11 protein-coding genes are annotated in these 16,854 nt (G+C 68.9%); 6 read left to right on the forward strand and 5 right to left on the reverse strand.

The genetic code is table 11. The annotated features are described in order from the left end of the window. The first annotated feature begins 20 nt into the window (after positions 1-20). Positions 21-2,324 carry a CDC48 family AAA ATPase gene (locus GCU42_RS09835; protein WP_114227349.1) on the forward strand — a complete coding sequence of 768 codons (2,304 nt, stop codon included), beginning with the start codon at positions 21-23 and terminating at the stop codon, positions 2,322-2,324. Here GCU42_RS09835 and GCU42_RS09840 read toward each other — a convergent pair. Continuing rightward, entirely contained in the window at positions 2,321-3,613 is a 1,293-nt protein-coding gene (locus GCU42_RS09840; protein ID WP_114227350.1) for an MFS transporter, read from the reverse strand. The two genes, GCU42_RS09835 and GCU42_RS09840, sit on opposite strands and share 4 nt — an antisense overlap. Before the next feature lie 104 nt (positions 3,614-3,717). On the opposite strand from GCU42_RS09840, the gene GCU42_RS09845 reads away from it, so the two are divergent. Continuing rightward, positions 3,718-4,350, forward strand: a complete 633-nt coding sequence (locus GCU42_RS09845) for a class I SAM-dependent methyltransferase (protein ID WP_114227351.1) — start codon at positions 3,718-3,720, stop codon at positions 4,348-4,350. Positions 4,351-4,460: 110 nt separating this feature from the next. Here the strand turns inward: GCU42_RS09845 and GCU42_RS09850 are convergent, their stop codons facing one another. Next, positions 4,461-5,618, reverse strand: a complete 1,158-nt coding sequence (locus GCU42_RS09850; protein ID WP_114227352.1) for a phospholipase D-like domain-containing protein — start codon at positions 5,616-5,618, stop codon at positions 4,461-4,463. Positions 5,619-5,775: 157 nt separating this feature from the next. On the opposite strand from GCU42_RS09850, the gene rpoZ reads away from it, so the two are divergent. Then, entirely contained in the window at positions 5,776-6,117 is a 342-nt protein-coding gene (gene rpoZ, locus GCU42_RS09855; RefSeq protein WP_114227353.1) for a DNA-directed RNA polymerase subunit omega, read from the forward strand. Positions 6,118-6,132: 15 nt separating this feature from the next. Here the strand turns inward: rpoZ and GCU42_RS09860 are convergent, their stop codons facing one another. Next, complete coding sequence (locus tag GCU42_RS09860; RefSeq protein WP_240309411.1) at positions 6,133-6,651, reverse strand: winged helix-turn-helix transcriptional regulator; 519 nt, start codon at positions 6,649-6,651, stop codon at positions 6,133-6,135. 146 nt (positions 6,652-6,797) lie between these two features. Between GCU42_RS09860 and GCU42_RS09865 the strand changes: the two genes are divergently transcribed. Beyond that, positions 6,798-8,891, forward strand: a complete 2,094-nt coding sequence (locus tag GCU42_RS09865; RefSeq protein ID WP_114227813.1) for a RelA/SpoT family protein — start codon at positions 6,798-6,800, stop codon at positions 8,889-8,891. 35 nt (positions 8,892-8,926) lie between these two features. On the opposite strand, the gene GCU42_RS09870 is transcribed toward GCU42_RS09865, so the two are convergent. Both GCU42_RS09870 and GCU42_RS09875 read right to left on the reverse strand, forming a co-directional pair. Next, positions 8,927-9,205, reverse strand: a complete 279-nt coding sequence (locus GCU42_RS09870) for a GIY-YIG nuclease family protein (protein WP_114227354.1) — start codon at positions 9,203-9,205, stop codon at positions 8,927-8,929. Positions 9,206-9,275: 70 nt separating this feature from the next. Then, complete coding sequence (locus tag GCU42_RS09875) at positions 9,276-11,546, reverse strand: NADP-dependent malic enzyme (RefSeq protein ID WP_114227355.1); 2,271 nt, start codon at positions 11,544-11,546, stop codon at positions 9,276-9,278. A 67-nt stretch (positions 11,547-11,613) separates the two neighbouring features. Between GCU42_RS09875 and mutS the strand changes: the two genes are divergently transcribed. Both mutS and GCU42_RS09885 read left to right on the forward strand, forming a co-directional pair. Further along, positions 11,614-14,184, forward strand: coding sequence for a DNA mismatch repair protein MutS (mutS, locus tag GCU42_RS09880; RefSeq protein ID WP_114227814.1), 2,571 nt, complete (start codon positions 11,614-11,616; stop codon positions 14,182-14,184). A gap of 4 nt (positions 14,185-14,188) precedes the next feature. Further along, on the forward strand, positions 14,189-16,825 hold the full coding sequence (locus tag GCU42_RS09885) for a [protein-PII] uridylyltransferase (protein ID WP_240309413.1): 2,637 nt from the start codon (positions 14,189-14,191) through the stop codon (positions 16,823-16,825). Positions 16,826-16,854 lie beyond the last annotated feature (29 nt).

A 16,854-nucleotide genomic window follows, 5' to 3' on the forward strand; every position in this document is an offset into this window, starting at 1 on the left:
CGGCGTCAAGGGAGCAATGAATGGCCGACGTCGAGACAGAAACCCGCCGCCTTCAGGTGGCCAACCTGCCGCCCGCCGACAGCGGCCGCGGAATCGCGCGGCTGCCGCGCAAGTTCATGGACGACCTCGGTCTTAGCGACGGCGACGTGATCGAGATCGTCGGCAAGCGCCCGACCCCGGCGCGCGCGATCGGCCCCTATGGCGACGACGAGGGCCTCGACATCATCCGCCTCGACGGGCTGCAACGGGCCAATGCCGGCGCCGGCTCGGGCGATTTCGTCGAAGTGCGCAAGGCGGTCAGCCGTCCCGCCACCCGCGTCGTCTTCGCGCCCGCGCAGAACAACATCCGGCTCGCCGGCTCGACCGAAGCGCTGAGCCGCAGCTTCGCCAGCCGTCCGATCACCGCCGGTGACACCGTCGCGACGACCGGCCACCAGCGTGTCAACGCCGACATGCCCGAGCATGTCCGCGCGCTGTTCAACGCCCCGGCCTATGCGCTGCAGGAAATCCGCCTGACCGTGGTCAGCACCGCGCCGCGCGGGATCGTCCACATCGACCGCGACACGGTGGTCGAACTGCTCCCCGAATATAGCGAGCAGCAGGGCGAGCGCCGCGCCGACGTCACCTACGACGACCTCGGCGGGCTCAAGAGCACGATCGACGCGCTGCGAGAGATGGTCGAATTGCCGCTGCGCCATCCCGAATTGTTCCAGCGCCTTGGGGTCGACCCGCCCAAGGGTGTGCTGCTCCATGGCCCGCCCGGCACCGGCAAGACCCGGCTGGCGCGCGCCGTCGCCAATGAGAGCGATGCGCAATTCTTCCACATCGCCGGGCCGGAGATCATGGGCTCGGCCTATGGCGAATCCGAGAAGCGCCTGCGCGAGGTGTTCGAGCAGGCCGCCCAGTCGGCGCCCTCGATCATCTTCATCGACGAGATCGACTCGATCGCACCCAAGCGCGACCAGGTCAGCGGCGAGGCCGAGAAGCGGCTGGTCGCGCAATTGCTGACGCTGATGGACGGGCTCGAGCCGCGACAGAATCTGGTGGTGATCGCGGCCACCAATCGGCCCGAGGCGATCGACGAGGCGCTGCGCCGGCCAGGCCGGTTCGACCGCGAGATCGTGGTCGGCGTCCCCGACGAGACCGGCCGCCGCGAGATTCTCGGAATCCATACCCGCGCGATGCCGCTCGACCCCAAGGTCGACCTCGACGACCTTGCCCGGCGGACCTACGGCTTCGTCGGCGCCGACCTTGCCGCGCTCGTCCGCGAGGCCGCGCTCGAGGCGGTGCGGCGGATCATGCCCGAGCTGAATCTCGCCGAGGGCACCATCCCGACCGAGGTGCTCGACAAGCTGGCGGTGCTAGGCAGCGACTTCGACGGTGCGCTCAAGCGAGTCCAGCCCTCGGCGATGCGCGAAGTCATGGTCCAGGTGCCCAACCTCACCTGGGACGATGTTGGCGGGCTCGACGCCGCCGCGACCAAGCTGAAGGAAGGCGTCGAGCTGCCGTTGAAGCATCCCGAAGCCTTCAAGCGGCTCGGCATCCGGCCGGCCAAGGGCTTCCTGCTCTATGGTCCGCCCGGAACCGGCAAGACGCTGCTGGCCAAGGCCACGGCGCGCGAAAGCCAAGCCAATTTCATCGCCACCAAGAGCTCGGACCTCTTGAGCAAATGGTATGGCGAGAGCGAGCAGCAGATCGCCCGGCTGTTCGCCCGCGCCCGCCAGGTCGCGCCGACGGTGATCTTCATCGACGAGCTCGACAGCCTCGTCCCCGCGCGCGGCGGCGGGCTGGGCGAGCCGCAGGTCACCGAGCGAGTGGTCAACACCATCCTCGCCGAGATGGACGGGCTCGAGGAACTGCAGGGCGTGGTGCTGATCGGTGCCACCAACCGGCCCAACCTCATCGACCCAGCCTTGCTTCGCCCGGGCCGGCTCGACGAGCTGATCTATGTCGGCCCGCCCGACACGGCGGGACGGCGGCGGATCCTCGCGATCCATACCAAGGGGATGCCGTTGGCGCCCGACGTCGACCTTGAGGCGCTCGCCCGGCGGACCGACAATTTCACCGGTGCCGACTTGGAAGACCTCACCCGCCGCGCGGGCCTCGTCGCGCTACGCCGCGGTCTCGATGCCGCGAGCGTGACGATGGCCGACTTCGAGAGCGCGTTGCAGGATACGCGCGCGTCGGTCACCGCCGAGATGCTCGAGGAATATGAGCGGATCCAGGACACGCTCAAGTCGGACGCGGTGCGGCCCGACCGCGGCGGGATCGGGTTCGTCTCGCCCGGCATGCTGCGGCCGCGCGACCCGACCAAGCAGGGTTAGGTCAGCCGCCGCCCCCACACCGCCAGCGCCGCCATGATGGCGGTGCAGGCGGCGAAGGGCAGGTGCGGGTTCACCCCGTAGAGCGCCATGCCGAGGCCGGGCGCGAGGATGTAGCTGATCCCGTTGGCCGAGGTGATCACCCCGGCCACCCCGCCCTGTTCGGCGGTCGGTACCGCCAGGCTCGCGCCCGAGGTGAAGCCGGGTCGGGTGAAGCCGAAGCCGATCGAGGTCAGCCCGAAGCCGACCACGAGCCCGTAGAGGTCGCGTCCGGCCATGGTCATCACCAGCCCCGCGCCGGCGATCACCGCGCCCCACAGGATCAGCTTGCGGGGACGCAGGTGGAGGCGCGGGATCATCCCCCACTGGGCCGCCAGCGTCCCTGCCGCGCCGGCCATCATCACCAGCGAGATCGGTCCCCCGGCATGGTGCGGGTCGAGATGGAGCGTGTCGATGACGAAAAAGCCGATGCAGGTCAGCCCGGCGGCCTGGGCGTGCCCCGCGGTCACCCCGGCGAGAATCCACGGCTTGATCCGCGGATCGCGCCACGACAGCCGCCGACGGCGACCCGGCGCGGTCGCCGCGCGGACGCTGGCGCCGGTCACCATCGAGGCGATGCTCGGATAGCTCATCGCCGCCCCGCGCCCCTCGCGTCGGCCGTGGGCGTCGTCGGGTAGCCAGCGCAGCACCGCGCCGAACACGATCAGTCCGATCAATGCGAACACGAACAGGGGTCCGGGGAGGCCAATGAACGGCAGCACGAACAGGGGCGCCAGCGCCGGCCCGATGATCGTGCCGAGCCCGAAGCTGCTCGACAGCGAGGACAAGGCCGCGGTGCGCGCGGCGCGCCGGGTCTTCGAGGCGAGATAGGCCTGGGTCGCGCTCGGCGTCGCGCAGCCGAGGCTGCCGTAGACCGTGCGGAATATCGCGAACAGGCCGAAGGTCAGACCGCCGCTCCACCAGCCGTGCAGCCCGCCGACCAGCGCCAGCCCGCACAGCGCCATCGACACGACGAACCCGCCCAGCCCGAGCAGGGTCAGCGACTTGCGCCCGTGATGGTCGCTCTTCTCGGCCCAGTAAGGCGCGAGCAGCACCCACAGCACCGCGCTCCACGTGTAGGCGAGCGCGACCCACAAATCCGCGATGCCAATCGCACGGCCGATCGCGGGCATGATCGACTGCAGTGCGGTATTGCCCGCTGCCGCGACCAGCATTGCCGCGAACAGCAGCAGGAAGTGAGTCCTGCTCAGCGCCGAGCCGGCGACTTTCTGGCGGGTGCGCGGGGCATCCATCGTATCAGGGTCTAATCTCAACGACCTGTGTCGCAAGGGAACTTGCGCATTGCGGCGGCATTTGCTTGACGGTCCACCCCTGTTCCGTCCCATCCGGAGTAATCATGCACGCCACGTCCGCCCGAGCGCTCAAAGAGCAGCGCCGCCTTGCGCGCCGCCGGGGCCGTGCGACCAATCCGCGCCTGGCGTTCCTGCGCGGCTTCATGAAGCACCCGGTGATGGTCGGCTCGATCATCCCCTCCTCGACCAAGCTGATCAACAAGATGCTCGGCCCGGTCGACTGGGCCAACACCAAGGTGTTCGTCGAATATGGTCCGGGGGTCGGCACCTTCACCCGTCCGATCCTCGAGCGGATGTGTCCCGACGCGACGCTGATCACGATCGACACCAACGCCGAGTTCACCGACTATCTGCGCGAGGACATCGACGACGAGCGGCTGATCCCGGTCACCGGCTCGGCCGCCGACGTCGAGAAGATCCTTGCCGACCGCGGCTTCGCCCACGCCGACTATGTCCTCTCGGGGCTGCCCTTCTCGACCCTGCCGCCGGGCGTCGGCGACGCCATCGGCGCGGCCACCAGCCGGGTGATCCGCCCGGGCGGGGCGTTCCTAGTCTATCAGTTCAGCCCCAAGGTGCGCGACTTCATCGCCCCGGTGTTCGAGCGGATCGAGCGTGGGTTCGAATGGATCAACGTGCCGCCGGCGACGCTCTTCTGGGCCTATCGTGAACCCAAGTAAGCGAGGAGCAGATTCGCTCGTCCTGAGCGGAGGTCCGCAGGACCGCAGTCGAAGGGCGCCCTTCGACTTCGCTTTGCTCCGCTCAGCACGAGCGGGAAATTAGCGAAGGCCTATTGCTCCGCCCGGAAGTTGAGCCGCCGGGTCACCGTGTAATCGACCGCGGTCACCAGCCAGTGGCTGATCGTCCACTTCAGCCGCCGCAGCCAGCCGGCGCGCGCGCGGTGGATGGCGGGGGTGATCTGCTGGCAGTCGACGAGTTCACGCTCGAAATAACCGCGCAGCTGCGCCGCAAAGCCCGCGTCGTCGATCCGCAGCATGATCTCGAGATTGAGGTAGAGGCTGCGGAAGTCGAGGTTCGATGACCCGAGGTGAACCACGTCGTCGCAGATGACGAGCTTGGTGTGCAGCTTGGCCGGCTGATATTCGTACATCCCCACCCGATGCCGCAGCAGCCGGGCATAGGTGTGTCGCGCCGCCGCGATGGTGGCGTTGTTGTCGGACCTGGCGGCGGTGACGATTCGCACCTGCCCGCGCCGACCGAGCCGTCCGATCCGCCGCAACATCGCGAACGGCGGCGAGAAGTAAGCGCTGATGACGTCGAGCCGGGTGCCGGCGATGATCTCGCGGGCCAATTGCCCCGGCCACGGATTGTGCCGCGCGACCGGGCCCGACAGCTTCCATTGCAGCGCACCTTTGTGCTGGCTGTACCGCCGGACGATCCGCCGCAGGTCGCGCAGGCGGCTCCCTTCGTGGCTGCTCCAGCGATAAATCGCATCATAATAGCGCGCGAGGTGCTGCACGGCGGCCCCGTCGAGCCGCAGCCACAGGTCGCGCCAGCGCTGGAGGTCGTGATCGCTGAGATAATGGCGGTCGATGTTGGCCCCGCCGATCAGCGCCAGCCGCTCGTCGACCACCACAATTTTCTGATGATTGCGCAGCAGGTAGCGCCGGCTCAATTTCGGATGGAACAGGATGAACGCGCCGCCGGCCTCGACCAGCGGCTGGAGAAAGGCGGCGTTGACGTCGGAGCCGAAGCCGTCGAGCAGCACCCGCACCTCGACCCCGCGCCGCGCCGCCCGGACCAAAGCGTCGCGCACTGCCTCGCCCGCCGCGTCGGGGTTCATCATGTAGAAGAGGAAGCGCACGCTGGTCGCCGCGCCGTCGAGCAGGTCGAGCAGCACCTCCAGCCGCTCGGTCCCGCTCTCCAGCAGGAGAAGGTCGGTGCCGGCGATGTTCGCGCTTATGGGTGCGGGCGTCGCCTCGGACATGCGTCGTTGTTGGGGCGGCGGAGGGCGGGTGGCAAGCATCGTTGCGGTAACGAACCAGCGCGCCGCCGGAGCCGCTTTTCTTGACTTTGCGTGGTCGCCGCCCTAGCTCAGCCGCTCTCCCGTTCAACGGAAACTGTTCAAGAGGCTAGGCCCCGCCATGGCGCGCGTCACCGTCGAAGATTGCGTCGACAAGATCCCCAACCGGTTCGACCTGGTCCTGCTCGCCGCTCAGCGCGCGCGGCAGATCTCGGGCGGCGCCGATCTCACCATTGACCGCGACCGTGACAAGAATCCGGTCGTCGCCCTGCGCGAGATCGCCGAGGAGACCGTTCGCCCGCGTCACCTTGAGGAAGCGGTGGTGCAGAGCCTGCAGCGCGTCCAGATGGACGAAGAGGACGCCACCGATGAGCTGGCGAGCCTGAGCGAATCGGCCGAGGCGCTGCGCCTCACCGCCGCCGCCCCGCCGCGCCCGACGCCGAGCGGCAACGACTACGAATAAGCCGTTCGGCGCCGCTCAGGCGGCGTCGACCGCATCGCCCGGCGGGACGATCCGTTCGGGCAGGCGATAGCCTTTCCCCTCGGGATCGAGCCACATCAGCTCGTCGAGCGCGAGTTCGCGCCCGTCATGGGCGAGGATGGCGATCTTGCGGATCGGCTGGCCGTCACGGATGTCGGCCGCCACCCGGTCGTTCGAGCCATGGCCCCAGTCGAGGCCCCACTGGCGCAGCGCCAGCACCACCGGCAGCAGCGCCTCGCCCTTGCGGGTCAGCGAATAGATGACCTTGCGGCGGTCGTCCGGATCGGCGGCGCGGCGCAGGATGCCCCCGGCAACCATCTTGGCGAGCCGGTCGGACAGGATGTTGCGGGCGATCCCGAGGCAGCCCTGGAATTCCTCGAAATGCTGGAGGCCGTTCAATGCCCCGCGCACGATCAGGAACGCCCAGCGTTCACCGACCAGGTCGATCGAGCTGGGCAACGGACACCGCAACGCCGCCGCCTTGAAGGCTTCGATCTGCTTGTGATCCCGAGCCAAACTTCACCCCTTTTCCATTCGGCCTGCAAAATGAAGCACATATCGCGGGGTCTGAACAGAGTGTAAGGCAAGCCGACAGGTCCGCGGCGGTCGCCGCAGACCATTTCGCACTTGCAACGCGAGCGATGCTCGCCCCACATGGGGCGGTGCTTCGTCAATATGAGCTGGTCGAGCGGGTCCGCGCCTACGACCCCGATGCCGATGAGGGCCTGATCAACCGCGCCTACGTCTTCTCGATGAAGGCACACGGCAGCCAGACCCGCGCCTCGGGCGACCCTTATTTCAGCCATCCGATCGAAGTCGCCGGCATCCTCACCGACCTCAAGCTCGACGACGAGACGATCGCCACCGGCATCCTCCACGACACGATCGAGGATACGGTCGCGACCCCCGAGGAGATCGAGCGGCTGTTCGGCGGCAACGTCGCGCGGCTGGTCGACGGGGTCACCAAGCTCTCCAAGATCGAGGCGCAGTCGGAAAATGAGCGCGCCGCCGAAAACCTCCGCAAGTTCCTGCTCGCATTGAGCGACGACATCCGCGTGCTGCTGGTCAAGCTCGCCGACCGACTTCACAACATGCGGACGCTCTATCACATCAAGGCCGAGGACAAGCGCCGCCGCATCGCCCGCGAGACCATGGATATCTATGCCCCGCTCGCCGAGCGGATCGGCATGTACGAGATCATGAACGAGATGCAGACGCTGGCCTTCCGCGAGCTGGAGCCCGACGCCTACGCCTCGATCACCCGGCGTCTGGCGCAGCTCCACGCCGAGGGCGGCGACGTGATCGGCCGGATCGGCCTGGGGTTGCAGCTTCACCTCGCCGACAACGGCCTCACCGCCGAGGTGACCGGGCGCGAGAAGCATCCCTACAGCATCTGGAAGAAGATGGCCGAGCGGCACATCAGCTTCGAACAACTGTCCGACGTGATGGCCTTCCGGGTGATCGTCGACAGCGTCGAGGACTGCTACCGCGCGCTCGGCCTCATCCACCGCCGCTGGCCGATGGTCCCGGGCCGGTTCAAGGACTTCATCTCGACCCCCAAGCGCAACGGCTATCGGTCGCTGCACAGCTCGGTCATCCACGACAGCAAGATGCGGATCGAGGTGCAGATCCGCACCCGCGAGATGCACCTCCAGGCCGAAAAGGGCCTCGCCGCCCACTGGGCCTATAAGGAAGGCCGCCCGTCGGCCGACATTCGCGTGCCGTGGATCGATGATCTGGTCGAAATCCTCGACCATGCCGACAGCCCCGAGGAGCTGCTCGAGCATACCCGGATGGCGATGTACCAGGACCGCATCTTCGCCTTCACCCCCAAGGGCGAACTGATCCAGCTCCCAAAGGGCGCGACCCCGGTCGACTTTGCCTATGCCGTCCACACCCGGCTCGGCGACCAGAATGTCGGCGCCAAGGTCAACGGCCGGGTCGTCCCGCTCCGCACATTGCTCGAGAATGGCGACCAGGTCGAAATCCTGACCAGCGACGCCCAGCATCCCCAGCCGAGCTGGCTGCGCTTCGTCGCCACCGGCAAGGCGCGTTCGGCGGTCCGTCGCTTCGTCCGCCACAAGGAGCGCGACGAGACGGTCGAATTGGGTCGCAAGATCTACGACGAGATCGTCGCCCGCCTGCCCGTCCCGCTGCCCAAGGAGGCGCTGCCGCGCGCCCTCAAGAAGCTGAAGCAGGAAAGCGAGGACGCGCTGATGATCGCGATCGCGCGCAAGCGGGTCACCGACGAGGCGCTGATGGAAGCGTTGATGCCGGGCTCGACCGGGGGCGATGTCGCCGCGCCGCGCCGCTCGGCCCAGCGCAAGGCGATCTCGGTCAAGGGGCTGACCCCTGGCGTCGCCTTCCACCTCGCGCCCTGCTGTCACCCGATCCCGGGCGACCGCATCGTCGGCCTGCGCCGCGAGGACGAGGGGATCGAGGTCCATGCGATCGGCTGCGACAGCCTCGCGACCGGGGTCGACGCGGACTGGCTCGACCTCGCCTGGGGCGACGGTTCGGACGGCGCGACCGCGCGGCTGCGGGTGATCCTGCGCGACCAGGCCGGCGCGCTCGGCGCGATGGCGGGCATCCTCGGCGCCAAGGACGCCAACATCATCAACCTCCAGCAGGTCCACCGCGACGGCAGCTTCCACACCTTCGACCTCGACGTCGAAGTGCACGACCTCGCCCACCTCCACACCATCCTCGCCGCGCTGCGCGGAAGCGACGCGGTGTCGAGCGCCGAGCGGCTCTAAACGTCGTCCCGGCGAAGGCCGGGACCTCAGGTCGGCTAGGAACCGGAAAGATCAATCCACTCTGGATTGGCCTCGTGGATCAGGCGGAGCTTCCACAGCCGCGGCCATTCCTTGATCCGTTTTTCCCGCTGGATCGCGTCCTCGATTCGCTCATGCTCTTCGGCATAGACGAGGGTGTGGCATTGATACTTGTGCGCAAAGCGCGACCCGCGACCAGCACGGTGTTGGAAAACACGCTCAACAAGGTCAGCGGTCACGCCGGTATAAAGAACGCCATGAGGCTTGTTGGTGAGAATGTAGACCCAGCCTGGCATCGGACCAGCGTAGCGCAGCGCTGATGTTCTGCCAGCTTTCCCTGAGGTCCCGGCCTGCGCCGGGACGACGTCACAGCCCCCGCGACGCCTCCACCCCGCCGGCCGCCAGCACCGCCAGCGTGACGAGATCGGTCGCACTCGCCGTCATCGGGGCGATCTGCACCGGTAGTTTCATGCCGACCAGGAACGGCCCGAGCACATTCTCCCCGCCGAGCGCGCGGAGCAGCTTGGCGCTGAGGCTGGCCGACTGGAGCCCCGGCATGATCAGGATGTTGGCGGGCCCGGTCAGCCGACTGAACGGATAGAAGCGCCGCTGCATGTCGTGGTTGAGCGCGACCTCGGGGCTCATCTCGCCCTCATATTCGAAGCCGACGGTGCGGGTGTCGAGCAGCGCCACCGCCTCGCGCAGGCTGCCGACGAAGGCGCCCGGCGGGTTGCCGAAGGTCGTGTAGCTGACGAAGGCGACCCGCGGCTCCTGCCCCATCCGTCGGGCGAAGGCGGCCGAGCGCTCGGCGATGCTGGCGAGTTCGTCGGCGGTCGGCCGCTCGGTGACCGCGGTGTCGGCGATCAGGACGGTCTGGTTCTGGCCGACGATGATGTTGATCCCGAACGGCGTGTGGCCGTCGTCGTCGAGCACCATCTGCACCTGCTTCAGGCTCTGGCTGAACGGGCGGGTAGTGCCGGTGATCATCGCGTCGGCCTCGCCCAGCTCGAGCATCGCCGCCGCGAAGAAATTGCGATCCTGGTTGACCATCCGCTCGATCTCGCGGCGCAGATAGCCCTTGCGCTGAAGGCGGCGGTAAAGGTGATCGACCGCGCGCCCGACCAGCGGCGAATTGCGGCTGTTGAGCACTTCGAAGCCCGAGGGATCGTCGACCCCCAGTTCCTTGAGATTGTCGTAGACCTCGTCGCGGCCGACCAGCACCGGGGTGCCAAGCCCGCTGTCCCGGAATGCGATCGCGGCGCGGAGGACGTTCTTCTCCTCGCCCTCGGCGAACAGCACGCGCTTGGGATTGGCCTTGGCCGCCTCGTAGGCGAGGCTCAGCACGCTGACGGTCGGGTTCAGCCGCGAGCGGAGTTGCTGGCGGTAGGCCGCCATATTCTCGATCGGCTTTTGCGCGACCCCCGAGCGCATCGCCGCCTCGGCGACGGCCGCGGGGACGATCTCCATCAGCCGCGGATCGAACGGTGCCGGGATGATGTAGTCGGCGCCGAATCGCTGCGCCTTGCCGCCATAGGCCGCCGCGACCTCGTCGGGCACCGGCTCGCGCGCCAGCTCGGCCAGCGCCTGCGCGGCGGCGATCTTCATTTCGTCGTTGATCGCCCGCGCCCGCACGTCGAGCGCCCCGCGGAAGATGAACGGGAAGCCGAGTACGTTGTTGACCTGGTTGGGATAGTCCGAACGGCCGGTGGCGATGATCGCGTCGGGCCGCGCGGCCTTGGCCTCGGGCGGCGTGATCTCGGGATCGGGATTGGCCATGGCGAAGATGATCGGCCGTTCCGTCATCTCCATCACCATGTCGGGCTTCAAGGCGCCCGCCGCTGACAGGCCGAGAAAGACATCGGCGCCAACCAGCGCCTCTTTCAGAGTGCGGCGATCGGTGACGACCGCATGCGCGCTCTTCCATTGGTCGAGGTCGGTACGGCCCGTGTGGATGACGCCGGTGCGGTCGCACATGATGACATGGTCGGCGCGCACGCCCATCGCCTTGATCAGTTCGGTGCAGGCGATCGCCGCCGCGCCGGCGCCGTTCACCACGACCTTGATGTCGCCGAGGGCGCGTCCGGTCAGCAGGCAGGCATTGATGAGGCCCGCGGCGGTGATGATCGCGGTGCCGTGCTGGTCGTCGTGGAAGACGGGGATGTTCATCCGCTCGCGCAGCGTCTGCTCGATCACGAAGCAGTCGGGCGCGGCGATGTCCTCGAGGTTGATGCCGCCGAAGCTCGGCTCCATCAGCGCGACCGCGTCGATGAATCGCTGGGCATCTTCGGTGTCGAGTTCGAGGTCGATCGAATCGACGTCGGCGAAGCGCTTGAACAGCACCGCCTTGCCTTCCATCACCGGCTTGGACGCCAGCGCGCCCAAATTGCCCAGACCCAGAATCGCAGTGCCGTTCGAGATGACCGCGACCAGATTGCCCTTAGCCGTATAGTCGTAGGCGCAGGCCGGGTTCTCGGCGATCGCACGGACGGGAACGGCCACGCCGGGCGAATAAGCGAGGCTCAAGTCGCGCTGGGTCGCCATTGGCTTGGAGGCGATGATCTCGATCTTCCCCGGGCGGCCGCGGCTGTGGAAATGCAGCGCTTCGGCTTCGGAGAACTTCACATTGCTGTCGGACATGGGGTGGCGGTTACACCCCTGTCCCACTAACGTCACCCCCATGGCCCGGGCCGACGACCCCACCCCCATGATGCAGCAATACCACCGCCTCAAGGCCGAGGCCGGTGACGCGCTCCTGTTCTACCGGATGGGCGACTTCTTCGAACTGTTCTTCGACGACGCCAAGGCCGCCGCGGCGACGCTCGACATCGCGCTGACCAAGCGCGGCGCCGACGCGGGTGAGCCGATCCCGATGTGCGGCGTCCCCGTCCATTCGGCCGAGGGCTATCTCGCGCGGCTAATCAAGGCCGGCCACCGCGTCGCCATCGCCGAGCAGACCGAGAGCCCCGCCGAAGCCCGCAAAGCGCGCGGTTCCAAGGCGCTGGTCGACCGCGCGATCGTGCGGCTGGTCACCCCCGGCACGCTGACCGAGGAAACACTGCTCGACAGTGGCGCCGCAAACTGGCTCGCCGCCATCGGCCGCGCGGGCGAGGATTATGCGCTTGCCGCCGCCGACATCTCGACCGGGCGGTTCGAACTGATCGCCTGCGGGCCGGGCGACCTCCTGGCCGAGCTGGCGCGGCTGTCGCCCGCCGAGACCATCGCCGACGCCTCGGTCCCCGGCATCCGCACCACACCGGGCAAGGGCGGCTTCGACAGCGGCGGCGGCGAACGCGCGCTCAAGGCGCGGTTCGGGGTCGCCAGCCTCGACGGCTTCGGCGAGCTGTCGCGCGCCGAACTGGCGGCGGCGGGCGGCCTCCTCGCCTACCTCGACGCAACCCAGAAGGGCGCCACTGCTTTCCTCGCCGCACCGCGCCGGATCGCGCGGCTGCAGCATATGGCGATCGACGCCGCGACCCGGACCAGCCTCGAAATCTGCCGCACCGCCGATGGGCAGGTCGCCGGCTCGCTACTCGCCGAGGTCGATCGCTGCGTCACCGCCGCCGGACGCCGCCTGCTCGGATCGGACCTTTCCGCGCCGTTGCTCGACCGAACCGCGATCGAGGCGCGGCTGACCCTCGTCGGCTGGCTGAACGAAGATGCGCTGCGCCGCGGCCGGGTGCGCGAAGCGTTGCGTGCGCTCCCCGATCTCGGCCGCGCGCTTGGGCGGCTGGTGGCGAGCCGCGGCTCTCCCCGCGACCTCGCCTCGGTGCGCGACGCCCTCGTCGCCGCGGCCGCCATGGGCCAGGCGCTCACCGCCGAACCCGATCTCCCGCCGCTCCTCGCCAGCCTACTGCCCCGCCTTGCCGGTCACGAGCGGCTTACGCAGCGTCTCGCCGCGGCGCTTGTCGATTCGCCCCCGCTCGACGCGGCCAAGGGCGGCTTCATCGCCTCCGGATTCGACCCCGAACTCGACGCCCTGCGCGACGCGAGCAGCAACGGCCGCCAGGCCATCGCCGCCCTCGAAGCGCGCTATCGCGACTCGACCGGCGTCGCCGCGCTCAAGATCCGCCACAACGCCGTGCTCGGCTATCATGTCGAGGTCGCCGCGCGGCACGCCGATCGACTGCTCGCCCCCGACAGCGGCTTCACCCACCGCCAGACCCTCGCCGGCGTGGTCCGCTTCAACTCTCCCGACCTCCATGCCGAGGCTAGCAAGGTCGTCGAGGCCGGTGCCCACGCGCTCGCCGTCGAGCAGGCGCATCTCGCCGCGCTGACCGCGCTCGCGGTCGCCGACGCGGCGCGGATCGCCGACACCGCCGAGGCGATCGCCCGGATCGACGTCGCCGCCGGCCTCGCCGAACGCGCCGCCGAGGGCGGCTGGTGCCGTCCGGCGGTGGTCGAGCAGCCCTGCCTCGAGATCGACGGCGGCCGCCACCCGGTGGTCGAAAGCGCGCTCGCCCGCGCCGGCGACCGGTTCATCGCCAACGACGTCGCGCTCGGGCCGCACGACCGATTGTGGCTGATCACCGGCCCCAACATGGGCGGCAAATCGACCTTCCTCCGCCAGGTCGCCCTGATCGCATTGCTCGCGCAGGCCGGCAGCTTCGTCCCCGCATCGCGCGCCAAGGTCGGGCTGGTCGACCGCCTGTTCAGCCGGGTTGGCGCGAGCGACAATCTCGCCCGCGGTCGTTCGACTTTCATGGTCGAGATGGTCGAGACCGCCGCCATCCTTGCCCAGGCGACGAAGAACAGCCTGGTCATCCTCGACGAGATCGGGCGCGGCACGTCGACCTACGACGGGCTGGCGATCGCCTGGGCGGTGGTCGAGGCGATGCACGACACGGTCGTCGCGCGGACCCTGTTCGCGACCCATTATCACGAGCTGACGCGCCTCGCCGACCGCCTCGACGCGCTGTCGCTCCACCACGTCCGCGCGCGCGAATGGAAGGGCGACCTCGTCCTCCTCCACGAGGTCGCCGGCGGCCCCGCCGACCGCAGCTACGGGATCGCGGTTGCGCGGCTCGCCGGGCTGCCGCCAGACGTCGTCACCCGCGCCAAGGCGGTGCTGGCAAAGCTCGAAGCCGGGCGCGACGCCACCGGCGGGATCGCCGCTGGGCTCGACGACCTGCCGCTGTTCGCCGCCGCCGCGCAGCCCGAGGAAACCCCCGCCGACCCGCTGCTCGACGCGCTCGCCGAGCTCAATCCCGACGCATTGTCCCCGCGCGAGGCGCTCGAAACGCTCTACCGGCTCAAGAGCCTCGCGGACGAGCGCTGAGCGCGTGGCGACCGCAGCGACCCGCGACCAGCCGCTCGCCGCTCTCCTTGCCGACGGCCGGGCCGCCATCGCCGCCGAGGTCGCCGCCGAGCCGAGCGCGGGCCGCCGCCACGCCGCCGCCTACGCCGCGCTGACCGACCGCCTCGTCCTCGCCGCCTTCGCCGAAGCACAGCGCCGCTATCCCTCGCCAAACCCCACCGCCGCCGAGCGCGTCAGCCTGGTCGCCTTGGGCGGCTATGGCCGCGGCGAGATGGCGCCGTTCAGCGACATCGACTTGATGTTCCTCACCCCTCACCCGCGCGCGCCGTGGTGCGAGCAGGTGATCGAATCGACGCTCTACCAATTGTGGGATCTGAAGCTGAAGGTCGGTCAGGCGATCCGCACCTTGCCCGAGCTCGTCAGCCTGGCGAAAAGCGACATGACGGTCCGCACCGCCATGCTCGAATCGCGCTTCCTCGGCGGCGACCCGGCCCTGTTCGAGGAAGGCCGCACGCGCTTCGCCAAGGAAGTGGTCGCCGGCACCGCGGCCGAATTCGTCACCGCCAAGCTCGCCGAGCGCGACGAGCGGCACGTGCGGATGGGTGACAGCCGCTACGTCGTCGAGCCCAACGTCAAGAACGGCAAGGGCGGCTTGCGTGACCTCCACACGCTCTACTGGATCGGCAAATATATCCACGGCGTCCGCACGCCCGCCGAATTGGTCGGCGCCGGGCTGCTGACCCGCGCCGAGTTCGGCCGCTTCGACCGCGCCGAGCGCTTCTTCTGGTCGGTCCGCTGCCAGCTTCACCTGCTGAGCGGCCGCGCCGAGGAACGGCTGGGCTTCGACCTCCAGCCCGAGCTGGCCGCTGCGCTCCGCTACACCGACCGGCCCGGCAAGCAGGCGGTCGAGCGCTTCATGCAATTCTATTTCCTGCAGGCGAAGATCGTTGGCGATCTGACCGGCGTGTTCCTCGCCCAATTGGACGAGCAGATGGGGCGCAAGGGGCTGCGCTTCGCGCTGCCGACCTTCCTCCGCCGGCCGCGCCGATTGAACGGCTTCGTGATGGACCGCGGCCGACTGTCGATCGCCAGCGATAATTTCCTCGCCGAACAGCCGCTGCGGCTGATCGAGATGTTCGCGCTCGCCGCGCGCGAGGGGCTCGAGATCCACCCCAAGGCGATGCGCGCGGCGGCGCGCGACGCGCGACTGGTCGACCAGGTCCGCGACGACCCTCAAGCCAATGCGCTGTTCCTCGAGGTGCTCACCGACCGCGAACGGCCCGAGCTGGTGCTCCGCTGGATGAACGAAGCCGGAGTGTTCGGCCGCTTCGTGCCCGACTTCGGCCGGGTCGTCGCGCAGATGCAGTTCGACAAATATCACCACTTCACGGTCGACGAGCACACCATCCGCGCGATCGGCCTGCTCGCCCAGATCGAGCGCGGCGGCCTCACCGACGACCATCCGCTGGCCACCGCCATGTTCCGCCAATTGGGGTCGCGCCGCACACTCTACGTCGCGACTTTGCTCCACGACATCGCCAAAGGCCGCAAGGGCGACCACAGCGTCCTCGGTGCCGAGATCGCGCTGCAGCTCGGGCCGCGCTTCGGGCTCGACGCGGCGGAAACCGAGACGGTCGCCTGGCTGGTCCGCCATCACCTGTTGCTCAGCCACACAGCCTTCAAGCGCGACCTCGCCGACCCCAAGACGATCGACGATTTCGTCGCGGTCGTACAAAGTCCCGAGCGGCTGCGCTTGTTGCTGGTGCTGACCGTGGTCGACATTCGCGCGGTCGGCCCGGGCATCTGGACCGAATGGAAGCGACGGCTCATCCGCACCCTCTACGAGGCGGCCGAGGAGCGGCTCCGGCTCGGCCACAAGCAGCAAGGACGAGGCGAAGCGGTCACGGCGCGGCAGCAGGTGCTGAGCGACCAGCTCGGCTGGTCGACCAAGGCGGCGCGTGGCCACGCCCGCCGCCTTCCCGACAGCTACTGGCTGGCCGAGCCCGCCGACGCCCTGCTCGCCAATGCGCGACAGATGGCAGCGGCGGGAGCGCGGATCGGCGACGACGGCGCGAGTGTCACGGCCGAGGGCCAGGAGGACGGCGCCACCCGCGTCACCGTTTTCGCCGCCGACCGGCCGGGCCTGTTCTACCGGATCGCCGCCGGGCTGGCGGCCGCTGGCGCGGGCGTGGTCGACGCGCGTATCCACACCACCCGCGATGGCATCGCGCTCGACAATCTACTCGTGCAGGACGCACGCGGCCTCGCTTATACCGACAAGCGCCACCGCCAGAGACTGGTGCGCCACGTCGAGGAGGCGCTCGCCGCCACCGCGCTGCCGGCGGTACCCACGACCCGTCCGTCCTCAACGACCTTCACTGTCGCGCCGGCGGTGGTGATCGCCGACAAGGCTTCGCGCCGGACCACCGTGGTCGAAGTGAATGCCGCCGATCGGCCCGGCCTGCTCGCGACCTTCGCGCGGATCATCTTCGAACAGGGGCTGGTGGTGCACAGCGCCCATATCGCCACTTACGGCGAGCGCGCGGTCGACGTTTTCTACCTGACCGACGCGAGCGGCGAAAAGCTCAGCGCCGAGGCCGGGCAGGCGCTCCGCGACGCGCTGCTGCTCGCCGCCGCCCAACAGCCAGCACTCACGTCCTAAATAAAAAGGACCCCGCCGGTTGCCCGGCG

The sequence above is a fragment of the Sphingomonas ginsengisoli An et al. 2013 genome, assembly GCF_009363895.1.
Classification (GTDB): Bacteria; Pseudomonadota; Alphaproteobacteria; order Sphingomonadales; family Sphingomonadaceae; genus Sphingomicrobium; species Sphingomicrobium ginsengisoli.